General features: G+C 48.6%; 18 protein-coding genes and 1 tRNA gene. 7 read left to right on the top strand and 12 right to left on the bottom strand.

What is annotated here, in order from left to right:
* Positions 1 to 88 precede the first annotated feature (88 nt).
* Positions 89 to 2,224: an ornithine decarboxylase gene (locus M2422_RS18155; RefSeq protein WP_048979386.1), complete on the bottom strand. Its 2,136-nt coding sequence runs from the start codon at positions 2,222 to 2,224 to the stop codon at positions 89 to 91.
* Between the two features lie 181 nt (positions 2,225 to 2,405).
* Between M2422_RS18155 and M2422_RS18150 the strand changes: the two genes are divergently transcribed.
* The 3 genes from M2422_RS18150 to M2422_RS18140 all read left to right on the top strand — a co-directional run bounded on the left by M2422_RS18150 (position 2,406) and on the right by M2422_RS18140 (position 4,716).
* The gene (locus tag M2422_RS18150; RefSeq protein WP_029740735.1) at positions 2,406 to 3,122 is read left to right on the top strand and encodes a DUF554 domain-containing protein; all 717 of its coding nucleotides are present in this window, start codon (positions 2,406 to 2,408) and stop codon (positions 3,120 to 3,122) included.
* Positions 3,123 to 3,217: 95 nt separating this feature from the next.
* Positions 3,218 to 3,293 (top strand) — tRNA-Phe (locus tag M2422_RS18145).
* Between the two features lie 163 nt (positions 3,294 to 3,456).
* Positions 3,457 to 4,716 (top strand): integrase arm-type DNA-binding domain-containing protein, encoded by a 1,260-nt coding sequence (locus tag M2422_RS18140; RefSeq protein ID WP_064673288.1) that lies wholly within the window; start codon positions 3,457 to 3,459, stop codon positions 4,714 to 4,716.
* 196 nt (positions 4,717 to 4,912) lie between these two features.
* On the opposite strand, the gene M2422_RS18135 is transcribed toward M2422_RS18140, so the two are convergent.
* From M2422_RS18135 to M2422_RS18125, 3 genes are all read right to left on the bottom strand, one after another.
* Positions 4,913 to 5,791: an integrase domain-containing protein gene (locus M2422_RS18135; RefSeq protein WP_064673289.1), complete on the bottom strand. Its 879-nt coding sequence runs from the start codon at positions 5,789 to 5,791 to the stop codon at positions 4,913 to 4,915.
* A gap of 935 nt (positions 5,792 to 6,726) precedes the next feature.
* A complete protein-coding gene (locus M2422_RS18130) occupies positions 6,727 to 6,948 on the bottom strand; it encodes a helix-turn-helix transcriptional regulator (protein ID WP_064673387.1) in 222 nt (73 codons plus the stop codon).
* A 2-nt stretch (positions 6,949 to 6,950) separates the two neighbouring features.
* On the bottom strand, positions 6,951 to 7,412 hold the full coding sequence (locus M2422_RS18125) for a hypothetical protein (protein ID WP_064673290.1): 462 nt from the start codon (positions 7,410 to 7,412) through the stop codon (positions 6,951 to 6,953).
* 466 nt (positions 7,413 to 7,878) lie between these two features.
* Here M2422_RS18125 and M2422_RS18120 point away from each other — a divergent pair, with 466 nt between their 5' ends.
* Genes M2422_RS18120 through M2422_RS18110 form a run of 3 tightly spaced genes read left to right on the top strand, consistent with a single transcriptional unit; the run spans position 7,879 to position 9,259 of the window.
* A complete protein-coding gene (locus M2422_RS18120) occupies positions 7,879 to 8,169 on the top strand; it encodes a nucleotide modification associated domain-containing protein (protein ID WP_064673291.1) in 291 nt (96 codons plus the stop codon).
* Positions 8,162 to 8,644, top strand: a complete 483-nt coding sequence (locus M2422_RS18115; protein ID WP_074399181.1) for a TIR domain-containing protein — start codon at positions 8,162 to 8,164, stop codon at positions 8,642 to 8,644. Before M2422_RS18120 ends, M2422_RS18115 begins: the two co-directional genes overlap by 8 nt.
* Positions 8,645 to 9,259 (top strand): hypothetical protein, encoded by a 615-nt coding sequence (locus M2422_RS18110; RefSeq protein ID WP_074399182.1) that lies wholly within the window; start codon positions 8,645 to 8,647, stop codon positions 9,257 to 9,259.
* Here M2422_RS18110 and M2422_RS18105 read toward each other — a convergent pair.
* The 8 genes from M2422_RS18105 to M2422_RS18070 all read right to left on the bottom strand — a co-directional run bounded on the left by M2422_RS18105 (position 9,252) and on the right by M2422_RS18070 (position 16,621).
* The gene (locus tag M2422_RS18105) at positions 9,252 to 10,271 is read right to left on the bottom strand and encodes a thymidylate synthase (protein WP_064673292.1); all 1,020 of its coding nucleotides are present in this window, start codon (positions 10,269 to 10,271) and stop codon (positions 9,252 to 9,254) included. The genes M2422_RS18110 and M2422_RS18105 overlap by 8 nt on opposite strands.
* Entirely contained in the window at positions 10,258 to 11,232 is a 975-nt protein-coding gene (locus M2422_RS18100; protein ID WP_064673293.1) for a nucleotide kinase domain-containing protein, read from the bottom strand. The genes M2422_RS18105 and M2422_RS18100 overlap by 14 nt, the downstream gene beginning before the upstream one ends.
* Before the next feature lie 24 nt (positions 11,233 to 11,256).
* Positions 11,257 to 11,820: a hypothetical protein gene (locus M2422_RS18095; protein ID WP_064673294.1), complete on the bottom strand. Its 564-nt coding sequence runs from the start codon at positions 11,818 to 11,820 to the stop codon at positions 11,257 to 11,259.
* Between the two features lie 3 nt (positions 11,821 to 11,823).
* Entirely contained in the window at positions 11,824 to 12,966 is a 1,143-nt protein-coding gene (locus M2422_RS18090) for a toll/interleukin-1 receptor domain-containing protein (protein ID WP_074399183.1), read from the bottom strand.
* A gap of 344 nt (positions 12,967 to 13,310) precedes the next feature.
* On the bottom strand, positions 13,311 to 14,453 hold the full coding sequence (locus M2422_RS18085; protein WP_064673296.1) for a Fic family protein: 1,143 nt from the start codon (positions 14,451 to 14,453) through the stop codon (positions 13,311 to 13,313).
* A gap of 602 nt (positions 14,454 to 15,055) precedes the next feature.
* Positions 15,056 to 15,478 (bottom strand): hypothetical protein, encoded by a 423-nt coding sequence (locus M2422_RS18080; protein ID WP_231113502.1) that lies wholly within the window; start codon positions 15,476 to 15,478, stop codon positions 15,056 to 15,058.
* Between the two features lie 166 nt (positions 15,479 to 15,644).
* The gene (locus M2422_RS18075) at positions 15,645 to 15,938 is read right to left on the bottom strand and encodes a DUF1493 family protein (protein ID WP_231113503.1); all 294 of its coding nucleotides are present in this window, start codon (positions 15,936 to 15,938) and stop codon (positions 15,645 to 15,647) included.
* A 131-nt stretch (positions 15,939 to 16,069) separates the two neighbouring features.
* Entirely contained in the window at positions 16,070 to 16,621 is a 552-nt protein-coding gene (locus M2422_RS18070) for a helix-turn-helix domain-containing protein (protein ID WP_064673297.1), read from the bottom strand.
* Between the two features lie 672 nt (positions 16,622 to 17,293).
* Between M2422_RS18070 and pgaA the strand changes: the two genes are divergently transcribed.
* Entirely contained in the window at positions 17,294 to 19,732 is a 2,439-nt protein-coding gene (gene pgaA, locus M2422_RS18065) for a poly-beta-1,6 N-acetyl-D-glucosamine export porin PgaA (RefSeq protein WP_064673298.1), read from the top strand.
* Positions 19,733 to 19,739: the final 7 nt, after the last annotated feature.

Raw genomic sequence — 19,739 nt, 5'->3', positions numbered from 1 at the left:
TCTCCCCAAAGGGGCGAGGGTGAAAAGACGGCCCCGTGCAATCCCCTCTCCCTGTGGGAGAGGGTTAGGGTGAGGGCAACAGCCCGCACTATCTCAATACATACCCATACAGCCGCTTAATCCCGTCGGCATCCTTCTCGCTGTAAACCCCCTGCAGCTCCGGCGAGAAGCCCGGCAGCAGGTTGATGCCCTCCTCCAGCGCGAGGAAGTAACGCTGTACCGCCCCGCCCCAGACCTCACCCGGCACCACGCACAGCACGCCCGGCGGATAGGGCAGCGCCCCTTCGGCAGCAATGCGCCCTGCGGCATCACGTATGCGAACCAGCTCCACGTCACCGCGAATATAGGCCCGGTTCGCATCCTGCGGGTTCATCACTACCTCAGGCAGGCTCTCCTTGCGGAACATCGCCTTCTGCAGATCCTTCACGTCAAAGCTGACGTAGAGATCGTGCATCTCCTGGCACAGCTGGCGGAGGGTGTAATCCCTGTAGCGCACCGGGTATTTCTGGAAGATCGTCGGCAGCACGTCCGCCAGCGGCGTATCGTCTTCAATATGCTGTTCGAACTGGCCCAGCATCGCCACCAGCTGCGCCAGCTTCTCGCTGCTTTCGGCAGGCGTCAGCAGGAACAGGATCGAATTGAGGTCGCATTTCTCCGGCACGATGCCGTTTTCGCGCAGGTAGTGCGCCAGAATCGTCGCCGGGATCCCGAAATCCGTGTACTCCCCGGTTTCAGCATCGATACCCGGCGTGGTCAGCAGGAGCTTGCACGGGTCGACAAAGTACTGCTCGCGGGCATAGCCCTCAAAGCCGTGCCATTTGGCCCCCGGCTCAAAGCTGAAGAAGCGCAGCTCGCTGGCAATGGCGTGCGTCGGATGATCCTGCCACGGCCGGCCCGCCACCACCGGTGGGATAAACGGTTTGATCATATGGCAATTCGCAATGATCGCCTTGCGCGCTTCAATCCCCAGCTCGACGCACTCCGCCCACAGCCTGCGTCCGCTTTCACCTTCGTGGATCTTGGCATTCACATCCAGCGCTGCAAACAGCGGATAAAACGGGCTGGTGGAGGCATGCAGCATAAACGCGTTGTTCAGCCGCTTGTGCGGACAGAAACGCGCCTGACCGCGAATGTGGTTATCCTTTTTATGGATCTGCGACGTTTGCGAGAACCCGGCCTGCTGTTTATGCACCGACTGGGTCACGAAAATTCCCGGATCGTTCTCGTTCAATTCCAGCAAGAGCGGGGACGTTTCCGCCATCATCGGAATAAACTGCTCGTAGCCCACCCATGCGGAGTCAAAGAGGATGTAGTCGCAGAGATGACCGATCTTGTCGATCACCTGGCGGGCGTTGTAGATCGTCCCGTCGTAAGTGCCAAGCTGAATGATCGCCAGGCGGAACGGGCGCGCCTCGTCGGCCTTCTCCGGCGCCGCTTCACGGATAAGATCCCGCAGATAGGCATCGTCAAAGCAGTGGTCGTCAATTCCGCCAATAAAGCCAAACGGGTTACGCGCGGCCTCAAGATAAACCGGCGTGGCGCCCGCCTGGATCAGCGCCCCGTGGTGGTTAGACTTATGGTTATTGCGATCGAACAGCACCAGGTCGCCGCGGGTCAGCAGCGCGTTGGTCACCACCTTATTGGCCGCTGAGGTGCCGTTCAGCACGAAGTAGGTTTTGTCCGCGTTGAACACTTTCGCCGCGAACTTTTGCGCGTGCTTGGCGGACCCTTCGTGGATCAGCAGATCGCCCAGCTTCACGTCGGCGTTGCACATGTCGGCGCGAAACACGTTTTCACCGAAGAAATCATAGAACTGTCGCCCTGCCGGGTGTTTTTTGAAAAATGCCCCGTGCTGGTGGCCCGGACAGGCGAAAGTGCTGTTGCCCATCTCCACATACTGGCTCAGGGTATCAAAAAAGGGCGGCAGCAGGTTCTCTTCGTAGCGGCTGGCAGCGCTCTCCAGTTCCAGAAACTCCTGAGCTTTACCCGAGATGACCGCGGTGGCGCCGTCGGGTACGTCCGTTGGCTCCTGCGAGAAAATAAACACCGGTAAATGAAAGCCCGTGCGTTTCAGCAGTGCAAGAATGCCGCTGCGACTTTCAGCTGTTGTGATGACGACGGCCGCCACATCGGTAAAATCAGTGCTGTCCAGCGTCACCTTTTCGCGGTGCGTAGACACAGTGGAGAGCAGCTCGCGGCTGACGGCAATTTTCATGGTTTTCATAGGCGCAGTTACCCTCACCGGGCGGTGAGACAGGGAGGAGAAAATTCGCGCAATAATGTCACCTTTTATTTTGAGGTGCAAGAAGGAATCAGTATGCACGAAATCAACCAAAGCTAAGGCCCGCGCGGCCCTGCCGTGCCATAATAATGCAATATCAATGATTAAATAACAGGAGTTAACTTTGGTTATCGGGCCATTTATTAACGCAGGCGCCGTATTGCTGGGCGGCGTACTCGGCGCCGTTCTGAGCCAGCGGTTGCCGGAGCGTATTCGCACCTCCATGCCCTCGATATTCGGCCTGGCATCGTTAGGGATCGGTATTCTTTTAGTGATCAAATGCGCCAACCTGCCGGTGATGGTGCTGGCCACCCTGCTCGGCGCGCTGATTGGCGAGTTCTGCTATCTGGAAAAAGGCATTAACAGCGCGGTGAGTAAAGCCAAAAACCTGATTGCCCGACCGGGCGGCAAGGCGAAACACGGTACGCACGAGTCGTTTATTCAGAACTACGTCGCCATCATTATTCTGTTTTGCGCCAGCGGCACCGGGATTTTCGGTTCGATGCAGGAGGGGATGACGGGCGACCCAAGCATATTGATTGCGAAAGCGTTCCTTGATTTCTTCACCGCCACTATTTTTGCCACCACGCTCGGCATTGCCGTTGCCGCGATTTGCGTGCCGATGCTGCTTATTCAGCTGGCTCTCGCCACCTGCGCCACGTTGATTCTCCCGCTCACCACGCCGGCGATGATGGCAGACTTTACCGCCGTCGGCGGCCTGCTGCTGTTGGCGACCGGGCTGCGCATCTGTGGGATTAAGATGTTTGCCGTGGTGAACATGCTGCCCGCACTGCTGCTCGCCATGCCGCTCTCCGCGCTCTGGACGCACTTTTTCGCTTAAGGATGCGGCGAAATGGTGAGAGATTGCGCAGTCTGTAACGAAAACAACATTTTTCGTTGACGGCAGGGGGCAGATCGGGTTTAATGCGCCCCGTTGCCCGGATAGCTCAGTCGGTAGAGCAGGGGATTGAAAATCCCCGTGTCCTTGGTTCGATTCCGAGTCCGGGCACCAAAATTTAGTTTCATGGCGTTCTTATAAGTCCTGAAACGTTAGAAAATCAGTAAGTTAAAGAAACCTGATGGTACTGAAAAGTTTCGTCAGGTTTTTTGACATCCAGAGTTTTTGGGGGCTTAATTGGGGGCCTGTTGGTTCGATAAACTCTGGAGCCCCCGCTATGCCTCTCACCGATACCGCCATCCGTAACGCCAAGCCCATCGATAAACCTTACAAACTCAGCGATGCGCAGGGTCTTTACCTGCTCATAAAGCCCAACGGCTCTAAACTCTGGCAACTTAAGTACCGCTTTGGCGGCAAAGAGAAGAAGCTGGCGTTTGGCGCTTACCCGACCGTTACGCTGGCGAATGCTCGCAAGCTGCGTGAAGAGGCTCGCGCCGTACTCAGCGCAGGCGACGATCCGGGGGTGAAAAAGCAGCAGGAGAAGCAGGCAAAGAAAAGCGGTAATACCTTTGAGGAAGTTGCCCGTAAATGGGTGGCAGGCAATATCCGCTGGACTGAGGCGCACGCAGCCAAAGCCCTGCGCTCGCTGGAACTGCACGTATTCCCGCTGATGGGCAGAATCCCCGTTGCCGATCTGAAAACCGCCGATCTGCTGATCCCGCTGCGGGTGGCGGAGAGAAAAGGCAATCTGGAGACCGCTGCGCGGATACAGCAGCGCACCACGGCGATCATGCGCTATGCGGTGCAGGAGAGCCTGATCGCCAGCAATCCGGCCAACGACCTTACTGGTGCCATCGCGCCGCCGCCGAAAAACCACTACCCCGCCCTGCCGCTGGAGAAAATGCCGGAGTTACTGGAGCGCTTCGAGAGCTATTCCGGCAGGCTGTTAACCCGTCTGGCTGTACAGCTTAACCTGCTGATCTTCATTCGCTCCAGCGAGCTGCGCTTTGCCCGCTGGGCGGAGATCGATCTGGATGGCGCAATGTGGACTATCCCCGCCGAGCGTGAGCCGATTCCGGGTGTGCGTTATTCAGAGCGTGGCGCGAAGATGAAAACACCACATCTGGTGCCACTGTCAAAACAGGCGGTGACGGTGCTGAAACAGCTAAAGCTGCTGTCCGGCAACAGTGAACTGCTGTTTCCCGGCGACCACGATCCGCATAAGCCGATGAGCGAAAACACCATCAACAAGGCGCTGCGGGTGATGGGCTACGACACAAAGGTGGACGTGTGCGGTCACGGCTTCCGCACGATGGCCTGTAGCGCGCTGATCGAGTCCGGGCGCTGGTCGAAAGACGCCGTGGAGCGGCAGATGAGCCATCAGGAACGTAACAACGTTCGTGCTGCGTATATCCACAAGGCGGAGCACCTCGACGAGCGCACTCAGATGATGCAGTGGTGGTCGGACTATCTCGACGCCTGTCGGCAGAAGTTCGTTGCGCCGTATCGGTATGACAGGCAGATTCAGGTAGCCTGAGCCATTCAGCGAGTCACGCCAGAAAGCAGATCTCAGCGGATCTGCTTTTTATTTGCACCAGCGTCGGAATCCATTTCGCTGCGCCAGTTACAGCCCTTTTAACCCTTTGGCCTTTTCCGGTCTGGCGCTGTTACCCTTACTATTCCTTTACCCTTCGGCCTTTTGCTTTTCATGATTGCACCAGAACAGGAAATTATTATTCTTCCCGTTGCCCGTAAACCTGCACCACATACCGCCCGCGTCCGTCGCCGTGGCCCAAATCCATCGCGGCCAGCGCCAGCGCTTCTTTTTCGCTGAATCCCTGCGCCAGATATTGGCGGAGCGCATCCTGCGTCCACGCATAGCGCAATGAATGCGGGGTATAAATCCCCGTCAGCCCGGCCTTCGCGATTTCTTTGCGCCAGTAATTCATGGCGCTCTGGAGGCTGGGCCGATCAATCAGCCTGCCGTTACGTTGCTCTGCGACAGACAGGGCGTTATCCAGCGCTTTTTTCACTGCGTCAGTATCCTGAATAACGGTTTCGCGCGGACGATGGCCTTTGGTGCCAAACACTACCGTCAGACGGGTTTCGCCGCGCTCCAGCGCCTGTTTCCACGTTTTTAATGACTGACAACACTGTACCGCTTCCTGCGAGCGCAGCCCCATCAGTCGCGCCAGTTCCAGCGTTGCTGCCAGCCCTGCGTCTTTGTCGCGGACGGCTTCCAGCACCCTGCTGTAATACTCCGGCGTGATGGCCCGGTTGGTGCCGTTACGGGATGCGCCAGCCAGTCCTAATGCTTTATTGGTCAGGCGCGAATGTTCCGCCACCTGCTTACGTCCGGCCTGTTGCAGCACACCACGCAACGCGGCCATTTCGTTTTGCAGCGTCCGTTTACCGATCTCCTGCGCCAGCCGCGCCTGAATATAGCATTCGATATGGCGAACCTTGATCTGTTCCACCCGCTGGATCTGGATATTCAGCGAGCGTAAATGGCGGCTGAACCGCTGCACAATGTGAATACGGTCATCCACCATTTTAAAACTGCCGCCAGCCCTTTTCGCCAGCGCCTTCATTTCACCACCTAATTTGCCCATAGCTACCCCTTGCCGCTGTTAAAAAGCACAATCTGGCCCCGGCGTATGCTTTGTGGCTGCGCCAGAACGATACCTTCACGCCGGGGTGGCAGGTTGTTGAGGTGTAGGGAGTTTCAGGCTGTACGCGGTACAGGCTGCCTGCCGTAGCAGGAAATTCTCCGGGGCGTCATGCCCCCCTCGGTATCGATCTTTTTCTCCTTTTCTGAACCGACAGCGGCCTGAAAACAGCGTGTCAGTGTGGGGGATTAAGGGCGCAGGCCAGACTTTCCGTGGCTTGCGTCGGCGTGGTGGAACGGCGTCACTTGCGCCCGCATTGCGGGACTCAAGTGACGCCTGGTTCAGCGTTACGCTCTGAGAACGCAAATTCTGGTGCAGTTTTACGGCCACGCGGCAGCAAATGCCTTACGGCAAATGCAGGCCGCAGCCCGTAAAAGTTAAGGGCGCAGGTGTGGCAGCAGGTTGAAGGGTTTACCGGAAAGTTTTCGGCACAGAGCAGCATTGATCAGAGATCTGGCGCAGGTAAAAGGCGCTGAAATTCAGCAGGTGTAAGTGAGCCGTGAAATCGGGTGATTTCCGGTTGGGTGGAATGACAGCCGATGAACTGGCGCAGTTAAAGAGTGTATCTGAGCCTCCGCCGCGATGTTCTGCGACCCGGTGTTTGCAGAGGTCTGCACCGGTAAAGGGATCAACCGTCCTGACGGAACAGGTGCTTCTTTCAGGTTGCGAAGCAAAGGGCGCTGTCGACGACAGCATAGAGCAGGAGGAAGATTACACCCGGTTTTCGCGAATGAAAAGGGGAAACCTTTTTTCTGGAAATTGAGTTTTTTGTGGATTTTTTCGCGATTTTATGAATGACAGTCTGCCGCGCTTCGCTTGCCTTCTCCCGATCTTCCGCCTGCACATGCAGCCAGAAGATCGGGAGAGTCTGTTTTGCTTTAGCAGTATTCAGGCTTGCGGTAGCGGGAAGGCCAGATTTGCTCTGGTGCAACGCCCAGCGCGTCGGCGATCAGTCTTTCCCCTTTGGGCCAGCGGCGGTTAAGCGCATTTGCCAGCGTGGAAGACGCCAGTCCGGATTTACGGGAAACGGCGGACAGCGACGTCCCCTGCTTTTTCAGCGCCGCGATAATGTCGGCAGAATGCCAGTCGGGTTGCATCATGATCATGCCGCCTCCCCGTCGATAAACTTCACACCGTCGGCGGTACGCAGCCAGCGCGGGGCTTTCATTTCCGCCGCGAAGTAGTTGACCAGGTCGTACAGCAGACAACTCAACTGCTTCTCCTTTTCAGAAGAAAATCCCTGCTCCGCCAGCGTCTGCGTCAGGGCGAGGCAGTAGCTACACAGTTCGGTGCATTCCGGCCCAAACTCGGGGGAATTCGCCGGGAGGGTGTCGACGGTCAGGCTTTCAACAAGATGGGGCGGAACGGGCTCTAACAGCGTGGGCTGGAGCAGCATCAGAGCGGCGCTGAGTCTGCCGCACAGCGCCATTTTCAACGTTGGGTCATCGTTTTCAATCAGGGTTTCGGCGAAGTTTTCGCAGTGGTCGGCAAGGACGGTGAAGTCCGTAGCGGCATTGAAGGGAACAGCAAGTAACGGGTGTGTCTGGATTGGGGTAGTAGCCATAAGGCAACCTCCGGTATGTGAATTTAAATTCCACCACCGAAGAGACCAATCTTCCGGGTGGTGGACTGAACGGAGTTGGTCTTACCGGCCATACCCACACCGGCGCACCTTGCGGTGCCCCCGCCCAGCCCACCATAGAGGTATAGCCGAACGCACGACATAAAAAAGACGCTAACGCGCCATATGTCGCAGGTATGATATTCGGGAGACCAATCCCGGCACCTGATTTGGCAGGTGCGTTCAATACGATACACCGACAAACACTAAACAACAAGGAAGTTAATGAAAAGACACATGAATCTTACTTTCTTACTGTGTCGCCTGCGTCGCGTTTTCTTGGCTTGAAAAGCCACATTGTTGGTGCTAGATTCGGATTTAGCCAAGAGAAAATCTAACAGTAGTAGTAAGTTAGGCTTCAGTTTTTCAAAATTCCTTAGAAAATTTTAAGCAAATTGAGGATGAATCGATGACAGAAACGCAGATACGCTCGATAACCGAAGATATCATACAGATATTACTAAAGAAAAATGCTGATTATGGCGGAGCAAGTTTTGATTTGGGTTTGAACGGTAATATGGTACATCTATGGGATAAGGTAAGGCGTTATCGAACCTTAGTTGAAAAACATAATAAAGGAGAGTCACCAAATTTTGAATCAATTGAGGATACCCTAAAGGACATTATTGGGTATGCAATTATTGGTCAAATTATTTTAAATAATGAAAAAAATGGAACAGAAGGAAGCCAAAATGAGTAACGTAAAAAACATTTTTATTAGCCATCATGGCAAAGATGATGAACATGTCCAAAGATTAAAAACTCGATTAAAAGATGATGGGTATGATGTCAGAAATAGTTCCGTTGATAGCACAAAACACCAAGACGTCAGGCCATCTGATAAAGAAATAGCTAAAGACTTAAGTGACGGTATTAATTGGGCTGGAACTTTTATCTGTTTGGTTGGAGAACAAACTCATTCAAGGAGCTGGGTAAACTATGAAATTGAAGAAGCATATAAACAAGGGAAACCTATTGTTGGCATTTATATGCATGGCTGTGCCAACTCCGTAGAGTTACCTGAGAATCTTGAAAAATATGGTAACTACGTAATAGGATGGAACTCATTAGATAAATTAGGTGATGTTTTAGATGGAAAGCCGATACCTCGTGAAAATCCAGATGGCACATTAAAAACGCCAAAATTTGATGTTGTGAGAGTGAATTGTAATTAAATGAAACACTTTACTTATAAAATTGACCATGATTTTGGTTTAGCTCCAAATCCTTTTTGGGGTTATTGTACTCTTGCTATCTGCAAATCAAGTATAAGAAGAAACAGAAATTTAAACATTGGTAGTTGGGTGTTTGGTACGGGTAGCGTAAAATTAAAAAATTTACATAAGTTAATTTATGCTATGAGAGTAGATGAAACGTTAACTTTTAATGAATACTGGAATGATCCAAGATTTTCACATAAAAAACCTATTTTAAGTGGAAGCTTACCACAGTTATATGGTGATAATGTGTACCACCAAGATCCAACTACCGGAATATGGATTCAGGAAGATTCAGCGCATTCACTTGCCAATGGTTTAGTTAATCAAAAACACCTTGACCGAGACATTAGTGGAAAAAACGTTTTAATATCTCAAAACTTTTATTATTTTGGTGATCATGCAGTTGACATACCTCAAGATCTAATTGAATCGACATGCACAAACAGTAGAGACAAGCAGTTTGTCGAAGAAGAACCAGCCATACAACTTCTATTATGGCTGGAACAAGAAGGTTATAATAAAAATTATCTTTATGGAAATCCTATAAGTTGGAAACAACATGTTAAATAGGTTTATCGGATATTATCTGATTTAAAATTGGATTAACAAAAACAACAGGGAGTTTATTTGTTTTAGAAAAAATTACTTTAGCCCAATCGTTAAAAAAATCGTCTCCAAAATCTTCCAGATATGATATTTCACCTAATCGTATTTTTTGTTCCCACTCACCCAATTTATTTACTTTTTCATCAAATCCTACTAAGGAATTAAAACTTTTCGGATAGGTAAAATAATCATCAACTACATCAGATATTGCAGCCAACCGCTCTACAAGTTCTCTATGAATATCATAATAATGAATATTATTAGCAATATGGTAATAAGAACCGACTTCTAACCCCAGAATCTTCGCGAAATATTCCTGCATGAATGTATAGTTAAAAATATTAACTGCACTAGCACCCCATATAAAATCATTTGAACGCATATATACTGTTAGATTCAATCTATTACTTTTGGGTTGTCTCATAAATTGTAACAATCTTGTGCAAGGAAGATCTTTTGTTTGCTTTATTCCTCCATCAATTTCGAAGCAATCTTTGGCAGGATCTCCAATTGTTATTATCCCTTGACGAGTATAAGGATCTTGCTTAAACTTCTCACTAATATAGTGAAACTGGTCAACTTCTAACATTTGAAATTTAGTAATATCTTCACTTTCTCCTTTCTTATAATCTAAAGCATTTCCATTGAAACATCGAAATCTAGGACCATATCCTCCCCGCATAAATTTTCTATCATCAGAAAAATCTTCCATTCTATTTAAATAAAACTGAATTAACTCTAAATCGTTTCGCCCTAACGCTAACCATAATGATTCTGCATATGGGAGGAAAACATTCCAATTTCTATCAGGAATTGTTACCCATCGAGAAAGTGGATTAGTAATTTTAATTACAATAGGTTCAGGGAGTTCCCAGCACGTTTTTCCTCTAGTTGTACGCTCAACTCCATGCTCTAATAAAATCTTAGCCATACCTGTAAGAAAACTATTTATTCCAGAAAACTCAACGGTAACCATATTCGAGAACCTTATCGTTTAAATTCCATTTGGGAGGGAAGAAATAGGATATATTAGACAAACTTTTTTTATATTTCTGTTTTATCCTTATATTCCCTAAATTTAATTCTGGCATTTTGACTCTTAAATACTTATCTGTTTCGCAAAAACAGTTTTGCAGATCAATAAGCTTAGGCTCCCTTCCTAATAAATTTTTAAAATTATTTTCTCCATAATACCCCCTATAATATTCGATGTTATCGTACGTATATTTTATTAAATCCTCATTACTGTAGCCACCGTTATCAATAAAGCATTTTTTTATTCCTCGAATAGCACCAATCCCTGCCATGACAAAACTATTTTCATCAAAATCGATGACATCACTATAGTTAAAATCAATAGCATACTGGTAAGCTAAAAAATCACCAATAAATGGGCACCCTCTAAGAATTAAAAAAACCTCATTCATATTCTTTGCTTTAATTATTCGTTCAAGAAGTTTTCCTTTGATAAATATTTCATCTATCATTCTTAACCATCGTTCATGTTTAGAAACATAGTGATTATACTCATTGTGACTTCCTGTCATAAGGTATGCAGAATTGAATATAGGAGTTACAGCTATTCTTTTAGCTAAAATTTTAGCCATATAATCTACATTGAAGTTAGAGCAAGATATATTACCAAGATGATTCTCTAAGTATTCCCATGTATCTATTCTATTAAAAACTTTAAAAATCAATATTCTAAGCAATATATCTCTCTCATCATAATTATGATGTGTGTATATTACATTTTTTATCAAATACTGACTCACTCTATCACACGCCCGATATACATTAGTGAATTTATTCAAAGCCAATATATTATCATCTGTCCATGGAGAATTTTCTTGATTAAATTTTCGCCAAAAAATCTCCATTCTCTCATTCATAAAATGAAAATAATACTTAAATGCTTCATGTCTTACTTTCACCATTTCAGATTCCTTAAAAATTCTTTATTATAATAGTTCGGAAAAAAACATGTTTGCAAAGTCAACCGTATATAAATCTGTTTTAATCATCCCAGATATTCCATCTGCCAATAACTTTGCTGCACCACCAGTAGCAGCTACTGGTAAAACTTTTGCATTTGGGTGAAAATTTTTAAAAATTTTAAATTCTTCCTCTGAACCATCCATTCCCCCAATGAAGACAGCAGCATCCAGATCGGTTCTCGAAAGCATAGCATTTCTCATTTCAAGAAGGCTTTGTTCTCTATCATTATTAACCGCATCGACATAAACAACATTATCAAATTTTTCGTTTTCATTAGGAAACCAATCTTCGAAATATCGACTTTGATAGAGAATAACTGATTGGGCATATTCAACTCCCATATCTTCACAGATATTCCAAATCATTGGGGTAATAGCAGGATGCCCTCCCCACACTATCCTATGTTCTCTTATAACAGCTATAACTAATTCTCTGACCGCACACTGAATTAAAAAAGGATTAGCTGTTTCATGGTATGTACCACGATCCACTAAGGGAACACTAGCAGAAAGAAAAATTGTACTCATTATTCAAGCCTCCCAATCAGCAAATCGCCAAGCCGCTTCAAAAGACTTAACCCATCGTACGCTATGTATCTCGCTTCCAAGCCACTCCAAATGCCCTAACCAACGAGAATGTAGCCCCACAGGATCGTATACAACTGCTACAGACTTTCTACTGGAATTAATTGACGCGTCATGAAGGGTTACAGAAGTAGGAACGCCCACAGTAGGATAAACAATAACTTCTTTTTCCCCAGGAAGGCGGATAAAAATAGCGTTATGCGCACCAACCCCCAATACTTCTCCTTGGATTTGAGTGACCGCATTCCGTATGTTACTAACAAGATTTAGGTTTCTTATCGCGTGGCTTTGGCTTCTAACCGTTTCTAACTGAACACATATTCTCTCAATAGCTTGCTGAGACAAAAATCCTGTGTTCTCGTCAAATTCATTAGCGAGTAATTCAACTCTACTTGCAGTTGCTGTTCTAGGAGAAGGTGTTGCATCAGGCCATCCCACACGCAATACAGCAATTCCTTTAGATAAGGCCCTCCCAAATTCCGCATTAGTCCATCTGCTCTCAAAATAAGTAGGTGTATCAAGCATGATTAACACATCAGAATCACATAAACGATGCCAAAGCATCGCCTGAAAGTCCTCCCCTAAAGCAATATCATGAGTATCTAAGAAAACATCGAATAAACGAGCAGACAATGCATCAAACAACTGAAGTGCAACCTGTTTTGCTTCATCTCTCCGATAACTCACAAACACCCGCCGTTGTCGTGGTAAGAGCCCCACACATTCCAACAGGGCTGTCGCAGTTCTTTCTGGGCCATGTACACTATAATCCAAGCAATTAATAGGCCTCAAAACATCTGGTATTTCTTCATGTACTTTTTTAATATCAGACACTACAGGAAGTATCGGTATACCTTTATGCAATAAATCAGAAACATTGGCAGATGATACATCTGGGGCACCAAAAAAAATCGCAGCAGCAGAGTTCGTTTGTTCAGGGATAAACTGCTTGGGATAAACACTCCATGCAACCTCTTTCCCCAATTCGAGGCCAAAAGGATGGAGCATATCCTTCAAGGCTTTCTCCAAATCACCCAAAACAGTTTCGTCAATCTCTCCAAGTACAGCAAGCTCATAAAAACTAGACAAGATTCTTCCTCCAGACAATTCCCTCGACACAATGCTGGCTCCAAGTCCCATAGTTATCTCATATCAATATCATGTTCAAATGACAACTCAGGGTATCTTGAATATCCATGATTCTACCTAGAGAAGGTAGCCTAATACCATGTAATTAAAGAAAAAAGGCCTAAGATACGAAACACAATTTTCTGCCACTAAACTGTGAGATATTTCACATAAAACGCAAAATAAAGAAGGAATCTAACGCATGATTTTTTCTCATTGTAAATTGTAAACGTCTATTATCTCACACGCATCACTAACAATATGATTTTATTATTTCTTTATAATTATAATAAACATTTATGACATCACAAATCAGGAATAAACCCTTCTTCCCGCAGAACCTTAATCACTCCACGTATCAGATACGAATTAGAAAATTTCGCCGTATAGGTACGCGCCCCTTCTTCTACTGGCTGGAGCAGTCCCCGTTCAATTAGTTTACCAAGCTGGTAAGTCACCTGCGTCGGTTTCAGATCAGGCAACACAGCACGTAGATCGCCCGCTTTTATCGTCCCCAGTTCAACCGCACGTTTCAGAACCTTTAATTCCAGCGGATTTATCAACCCTCTTTCCGACGAAAAATCGATGGCCGGATACAGGATCTTTTCGCTCAGGAAAGCGTGGTTCGTCAGTTGATCGACTTTCTTCAGCTCAGAGGAGATCCCCGAAAGCACATATAAGCACCATTCTTCCAGCCCCTGCTCTGTTCCCTTATCGGCTAACGAAAGCATGGCGTAATAGCGTTCACGATCGTTACAGAATACGGCTGTCGGATTGAGGACCCGACCACCTGTCTGAACGTTAAAACCATACTTGATAAGCAACGCATAGGTCAGCAATCTGACCGTTCTGCCATTACCGTTGCCAAAGGGATGTATCCAGCCGAAACGATGATGTACCAGCGCAATCTTCATCAAGTCATACTTTGGCTTATCGGCGCGGTTAATAAAGGAGGTCAGTTCCGCCATATAATCAGGGACGCGGATGTGGTCCGGCGGCAAATGGTCAGACTGAGCGATGCTGACGTTATGTTGCCGATATGCACCGGGCGTTCTGTCGCCTTCCTGTTGCAATCCGGCTACCGCCAGACTATGCAACTCGCGGATAAAATATTCCGTTATCTCATCGCCGTTGTTCAGATATTCGTCGATGTACTCCATCGCGGCTTCAATATTGTTGATTTCTTTGAGCTGATCCGTCGAACTCTGCGTTCCTTCAACCTTGCTTTCAACATAGTCGGCAAGCGTGGTGTGGTTTCCCTCAATTCTTGCAGAGCCAAGACTCTCCAGCATGTGGAATACGGCCTTCAACTGCGCAAACAGGATAGGGTGAACGTCGGTTTCCAGCCGCAGGTGCCGGAGTAGCTCCAACTCCGTCAGCGCATCGACCAAAGGGGAGTCAAAGCAGGGATTCAGGAGCGAGAGTTCAAAGTGATTAAATTGAGCCATGATGTTTAGTTATCTCAACTGGTGCATGACGGTATCTCAAAAGTATAGCAAAAATACTAATAGAATCTATAAATTAGAAATAACATCGTTTCTGATTATCTCAAAAACCGTTGTTCCAATATATCAAATGTAAGTTTGAACGATGTTCAATGTGAGGGGGAGGGGGATGGGGCTTTGTCTGCATAATGCAGTATGGATTTTTTAGTGCCGCTATATGTGGACACCGAACCGTTATGTGTGGAGTTTCCCCCACTATATGTGGACCTCAGACCGTTATGTGTGAACCTGACTCCACACATAACGAAGCTCCTACCCTTAAACAACGATTTTTCGTGATAAATATCACAAAAATAAAGCGATTTTTTATGGGGGCCTTCGTGGGGGCGCTGTTTCCGAGAAACACCAACAAAACCAATAACAAACAGTATGTTAATCGTGGATATGATTCCGAGTCCGGCACCACTATTTAGAAAACCCAGCCTATGGCTGGGTTTTTGCTATATGGCTACGGCCGATTTCTGGGCGTTGATAAGCGTGGCTTTAATGCAGGCACGCTTACGCTAATAGCCCGGTAAGTTAATACAGGCGGTGGCTCTTTTTTATCACTTAATTTTGCCGGATAAATTGCTGACCTGATTTGAAAGGTTGTCGTTGCTCCGCTTCATGTCATCAAGGCTTTTTTGCAATCGCTCGATCTTACTCTCCTGCTCAGAATTCTTTCTCTCAAGCTGTAAAACCTTCTGAGTTAGCTCATCGACTTTGCGGTTGTCGGACTTCATCTTACTCAGGCTATTCTGCATCTCCTGTAGATCCGACTCCCTGAAATCAGAAGGCTCGATTTCATCTGCATCAGAAATTACCGGGATATATCCTCCATTAGCGCTGCTGGGTTTGATACTAACCTGAACTTTATTTAGCCCCGCAGAGTGCGCGTAACCTATTGAAGAAAAATAAAAAAAAGAAACAACACACAGACCAGACAGATATTTATTCATTTCTAACGTCCTTTTAAATTTTTCAATCACTTCCAGGAGTCTCCTTCTGGTATCACCCGCTCAGGATAAAACACATGGCTTAGCCACTGGCAGTTCATAAACGGGGTTAAAGAGCAGAAGATACTATTCGTTTTTCATTATAATACGCGTTTCCTCTCCCCCAAAATCCAACCGCCACCCGATCATTTTCTGCCACCTAACATCCGCCGGTAGATAGCGGTTTGTACTGCCGATCGCGGAATTTTTTTCTGAGCCGAAACTGAAACCAAAACAGCTCCGGTTCAAAATAATGGTCCATCACAAAGTTGCTGTACTCAATTCCGTACCGGGGGAAAAGGTCAAGCAGCATGTCCTCAAGATCTTCAGGTATGAGATTGAAATGCTCCTGGAAGGTCCATTCTTTCTTTGCCGGAGATTTACGGTCACTGTAATTCTCAGTGAGGTAATCTAACAATTCTTGCTCATCATGTAGCATCAGAAAAATTTCCAACCAGTCTCTTCAACCGTGTCCATTACATCGTCCTTTCACTTGTTTTGAGCCAGAGTAAATCCATAGCTAAAACAAGGATGTCGTCACCGTCCAGTTTTCTTAAAACTCAGAATACCGCCCGCAAGTCAGTTCTATGCTTTTGGTTTCTCCCCACCCCAGGGATCGTTCCCACCTGCGTCCAGCAGTTTGTTTTTAAAGATAAACAAACACGCCTCGTTGAAGTTCTCCGCTCCCAGGCGTTCCGAGAGAGCCGTTCGTTTACGATAGAGGCTTTTCACCGACGTATTCAGCTCATCGGCGATGGCTTCCATCGGCATCCCTGCCCGCAGCAACCGCAGCATGATCGCTTCGTGCGTGCTAAGCCGTAAGTTAAGCAGCCACTTCGTGGTCAGGCGCCTGCCCTTCATATTGAGCACCAGGTTAAATAACGACGCCATATCCGGCGCGGTCAGCGACGTGTTCATAAATAACTTCATACTGAGCAGATTCTCCTCGCGGTGTCGCATATCGAGCATAACGCAGCAGATTGTTTTTTTCGTTCTGGCCGGATGGCGTATCAGGTAATCATATAAACGGAGCGGAGAACGACTATCAATCAATACAGAATATTCATCTGCACCGTTATCAAATATGTTTCTGTCAATCGAGTCGAGCAGGATAATATCCGGGAAAAATATCCGCATCCCCCTGACAAGGTAGCGATCCTGAGTCACTAAAACAATTGAAGTTGCCACTAACCATCCCTTTTAGATTAAAGCAAGCACGATCCCTCGCAAAGAAGGCCGCCTTCGTTTTATAGCGCTGTTATATTAACGATAAATGTATTCTGGCTTTGGACATCCCTCAATACAGACATTGATGAGTAAGACTTCCTGTAGACTATCATTCAATGGCTGCCATTAATTATAAATAAAAAACAATCGCAGAAAAGTCACTTCTCTAAACATTAAGAATTTTTGTCATGAAACTTCCCAAACATGCACCAGAAAGTACTTTAATTGAGGCAGGTAAACCACATTAAAAATATATACAAAGCTGTCACAATATAAATAAAATACCAATATATCAATCAGTTACAAATAAACAATCATTTCAATAAAACCGCCAAAAACCACTCGATACAGAATTATCTCAAAACAACACAGCCCCATTTCAACATATTTATCCGGCAACATATCAGGTGTACATTAGCTTTCACCCAGTCCACTGAGATAAGGATCCATAATTACCTTTAGGTAAGTACCCCGTAACATCACTGCATTCAGATTTAATGTTCTCATTTATGGCCTTTAACCCTGAGTTTAAAGGCGGCCGTGTTATGCAATGGATTCATGATAAACAAATGGCAAATAGATATGGAAAGATCGCTTCGCTTCAATACGTTATTCTTTTATCGCACCCCAACATTATTGTTTCTGTTATTCCTCTTTCCTGTTCTGGCTCAGGCTACTGAATCCGTATATGAGCAACAGATTCAACAGGCGCGTAACGGTAATTACTCGCCGTTTCTCGATTATCTTCAGCGTTATCAGCAGCAGCATGCCCTGACGCCAGAACACGTTGCGGACTGGTTACAGGTTGCGTCCTGGGCAGGTCATGATGACGAGGTTATTCAGGTCTGGCAGCGTTACGGTATTTATATGCCGCTGCCCGCCCGCGGCGTTGCTGCCGTCGCGCAATCCTGGCGGAATAAAAAAGCCTGGCAGCCAGCTCTGGCGCGCTGGAAAGAGGCGCGTAGCCTTGCGCCGGATAACGACGAGTATCGTATCGGCTACATAAAAACTCTCGCCGATGCCCGCATGGACACGCTTGCCCTGCAGGAAGCCCAACGGCTGGTAGCGGAAAATCCCTCTCAGGCACATCTTGAGACGCTCTCGTATGTCTGGTTACGCCAGGGAAAAAGCTGGGATCGGCTTCTGGCAGACACGCGCGCGCTGAATATCGCGCCTGAGAATAAAGCGCTCCTCAGCGAGCTGATCGACGCGCTAACGGATAGCCGGGTGAACACCCCCGCGCTGCAGCTTTCACAAAGCGTCACGCTGTCCCCCGCGGAGCGTCGCCGTCTTGAGCGTAATGCCGCCGCCGAACGGGTTCGCCTTGCCGATGTGCCCGGCAGAACAGAAAAGGAGCGCCTGCAGCTTGCGCAAACCGCGCTGAATCGTTACGACGATCTGCTTTCCCGCTGGCAAAACGATCCGCAGGCGGCGGAAGACGTCGTCCTGGCGCGTATCGACAGGCTTGGCGCGCTGTATGCGCATGGTGATTACCCGCAGGTCATCCGTGAATATCAGGCGCTGACGGCTGAGCAGCATCCGGTGCCGGGCTGGGCCATCGGCTGGGTGATTTCCGCGTATCTGCAGGAGCAAAACGCTGCCGCCGCCTTCGCGCTTCTGCAACGCTATCCGCAATACGCTTCCGATCCGCAGGACGAGGAGCACGCGCTTTTCTACGCCTGGCTGGATACGGGAGATTATCAATCCGCCCGCCGATATGCTGAGCGCCAGACCCGCAGCGTCCCGTGGACCCGCTACGATTTCGGCTCCCCAACCCCTCAGCCGAACGATCGGTGGCTTACCGGACAGTCGCTCCGCTTTAACTATTTGCTGGCAACGAATGCGCTGCCGGAAGCCGAAAAGCTGGCGCACCGTCTGGCGACAACGGCGCCGGGCAATCAGGGATTACAGATTGACTACGCCACCCTGCTTCAGGCGCGGGGCCTGCCACGTGCGGCCGAGCAAACGCTGAAAAAGGCGGAGGCGCTGGAGCCGTCCAATACAGAGCTAGAGCAACAGCAGGCTTACGTCGCAATGGATCTACAGGAGTGGCGACAGATGGATTTACTGGCCGACGACGTGCTTGCCCGCGCGCCTGCCGATCGCAGCGTCAGGCGTCTCGACAGGCTCAGAACGGTCCACCGCATGTCCGAGCTGCGCCTCAACGCGAGCAAGGGCTTGCACTCCGATAGCCCCGTCAGCGGGACTCACGACCTGAGCTGGGACGCCACGCTCTATGGCCCACCCGTAGCGGACAGCTGGCGGCTGTTTGCAGGCACCCGCTACGCGCAGAGTAATTTCGATGAAGGCAAAGGCACCAGCCGTCACCTTTTGGGCGGCGTCGAGTGGCGACCACGCGACCTCCAGCTCGAAGCCGAGCTTTCCAGCAACCGCTATCACGGCGAAAACAAGCCGGGCGCTCGCCTCGCAACAACGTACTTTGTGAACGATAGCTGGCAGGTCAGCGGCAGCCTGGAACGCCTGTCGCGCACTACGCCCCTTCGGGCGTTACGCAACGGCATTAGCGCCAACCGGGGTGAAGGTGGGGTGCGCTGGCATCAAAACGAGCGACGTGAGTACCAGTTCAGCGCCGCCCTCAGCCGCTTCTCCGACCATAACCGTCGCCAGGAATACACCCTCGCGGGCAAGGAGCGTCTCTGGCAGGCCCCGTCCCTGACGCTGGATCTCGAGCCGGGGATCGCCGCCAGCAAAAACAGCCTGCGCGACACGCTCTACTACAACCCGGCGCGGGATCTGTCCGTGACGGCGGCCCTGGCCGTTGACCATGAAATGTACCGCCATTACGACACCCTCTGGAGCCAGCAGTTCGTGGCGGGAGGCGGCAGCTACTGGCAGAAAAATCAGTCCGCTGGCGCCATCGCCCTGCTGGGTTACGGACAGCGCGTCCAGTGGAACAACGTCATTGATACCGGCGTGATGCTGAACTGGGATAAACGCCCTTACGACGGCAAACGCGAGAGCAACCTCTCCGTCACGTTTGACGCGACTTTACGCTTTTAAGGATGAA

This window comes from Enterobacter sp. SLBN-59, from assembly GCF_024807915.1.
Lineage (GTDB): Bacteria > Pseudomonadota > Gammaproteobacteria > Enterobacterales > Enterobacteriaceae > Enterobacter > Enterobacter asburiae_B.
Note: the sequence above shows the minus strand (reverse complement) of the source record. Positions and strands in the feature narration are given on the sequence as shown.

Excerpts from the sequence above, each read along its gene's own strand:
- M2422_RS18110 (WP_074399182.1), top strand. The coding sequence starts at position 8,645 with ATGAAACACTTTACTTATAAAATTGACCATGATTTTGGTTTAGCTCCA.
- M2422_RS18130 (WP_064673387.1), bottom strand. The coding sequence starts at position 6,948 with ATGATGCAACCCGACTGGCATTCTGCCGACATTATCGCGGCGCTGAAA.
- M2422_RS18115 (WP_074399181.1), top strand. The coding sequence starts at position 8,162 with ATGAGTAACGTAAAAAACATTTTTATTAGCCATCATGGCAAAGATGAT.
- M2422_RS18120 (WP_064673291.1), top strand. The coding sequence starts at position 7,879 with ATGACAGAAACGCAGATACGCTCGATAACCGAAGATATCATACAGATA.
- M2422_RS18135 (WP_064673289.1), bottom strand. The coding sequence starts at position 5,791 with ATGGGCAAATTAGGTGGTGAAATGAAGGCGCTGGCGAAAAGGGCTGGC.
- M2422_RS18085 (WP_064673296.1), bottom strand. The coding sequence starts at position 14,453 with ATGGCTCAATTTAATCACTTTGAACTCTCGCTCCTGAATCCCTGCTTT.
- M2422_RS18140 (WP_064673288.1), top strand. The coding sequence starts at position 3,457 with ATGCCTCTCACCGATACCGCCATCCGTAACGCCAAGCCCATCGATAAA.
- M2422_RS18095 (WP_064673294.1), bottom strand. The coding sequence starts at position 11,820 with ATGAGTACAATTTTTCTTTCTGCTAGTGTTCCCTTAGTGGATCGTGGT.
- M2422_RS18155 (WP_048979386.1), bottom strand. The coding sequence starts at position 2,224 with ATGAAAACCATGAAAATTGCCGTCAGCCGCGAGCTGCTCTCCACTGTG.
- M2422_RS18125 (WP_064673290.1), bottom strand. The coding sequence starts at position 7,412 with ATGGCTACTACCCCAATCCAGACACACCCGTTACTTGCTGTTCCCTTC.
- pgaA (WP_064673298.1), top strand. The coding sequence starts at position 17,294 with ATGGAAAGATCGCTTCGCTTCAATACGTTATTCTTTTATCGCACCCCA.
- M2422_RS18070 (WP_064673297.1), bottom strand. The coding sequence starts at position 16,621 with ATGCGGATATTTTTCCCGGATATTATCCTGCTCGACTCGATTGACAGA.
- M2422_RS18100 (WP_064673293.1), bottom strand. The coding sequence starts at position 11,232 with ATGGTGAAAGTAAGACATGAAGCATTTAAGTATTATTTTCATTTTATG.
- M2422_RS18105 (WP_064673292.1), bottom strand. The coding sequence starts at position 10,271 with ATGGTTACCGTTGAGTTTTCTGGAATAAATAGTTTTCTTACAGGTATG.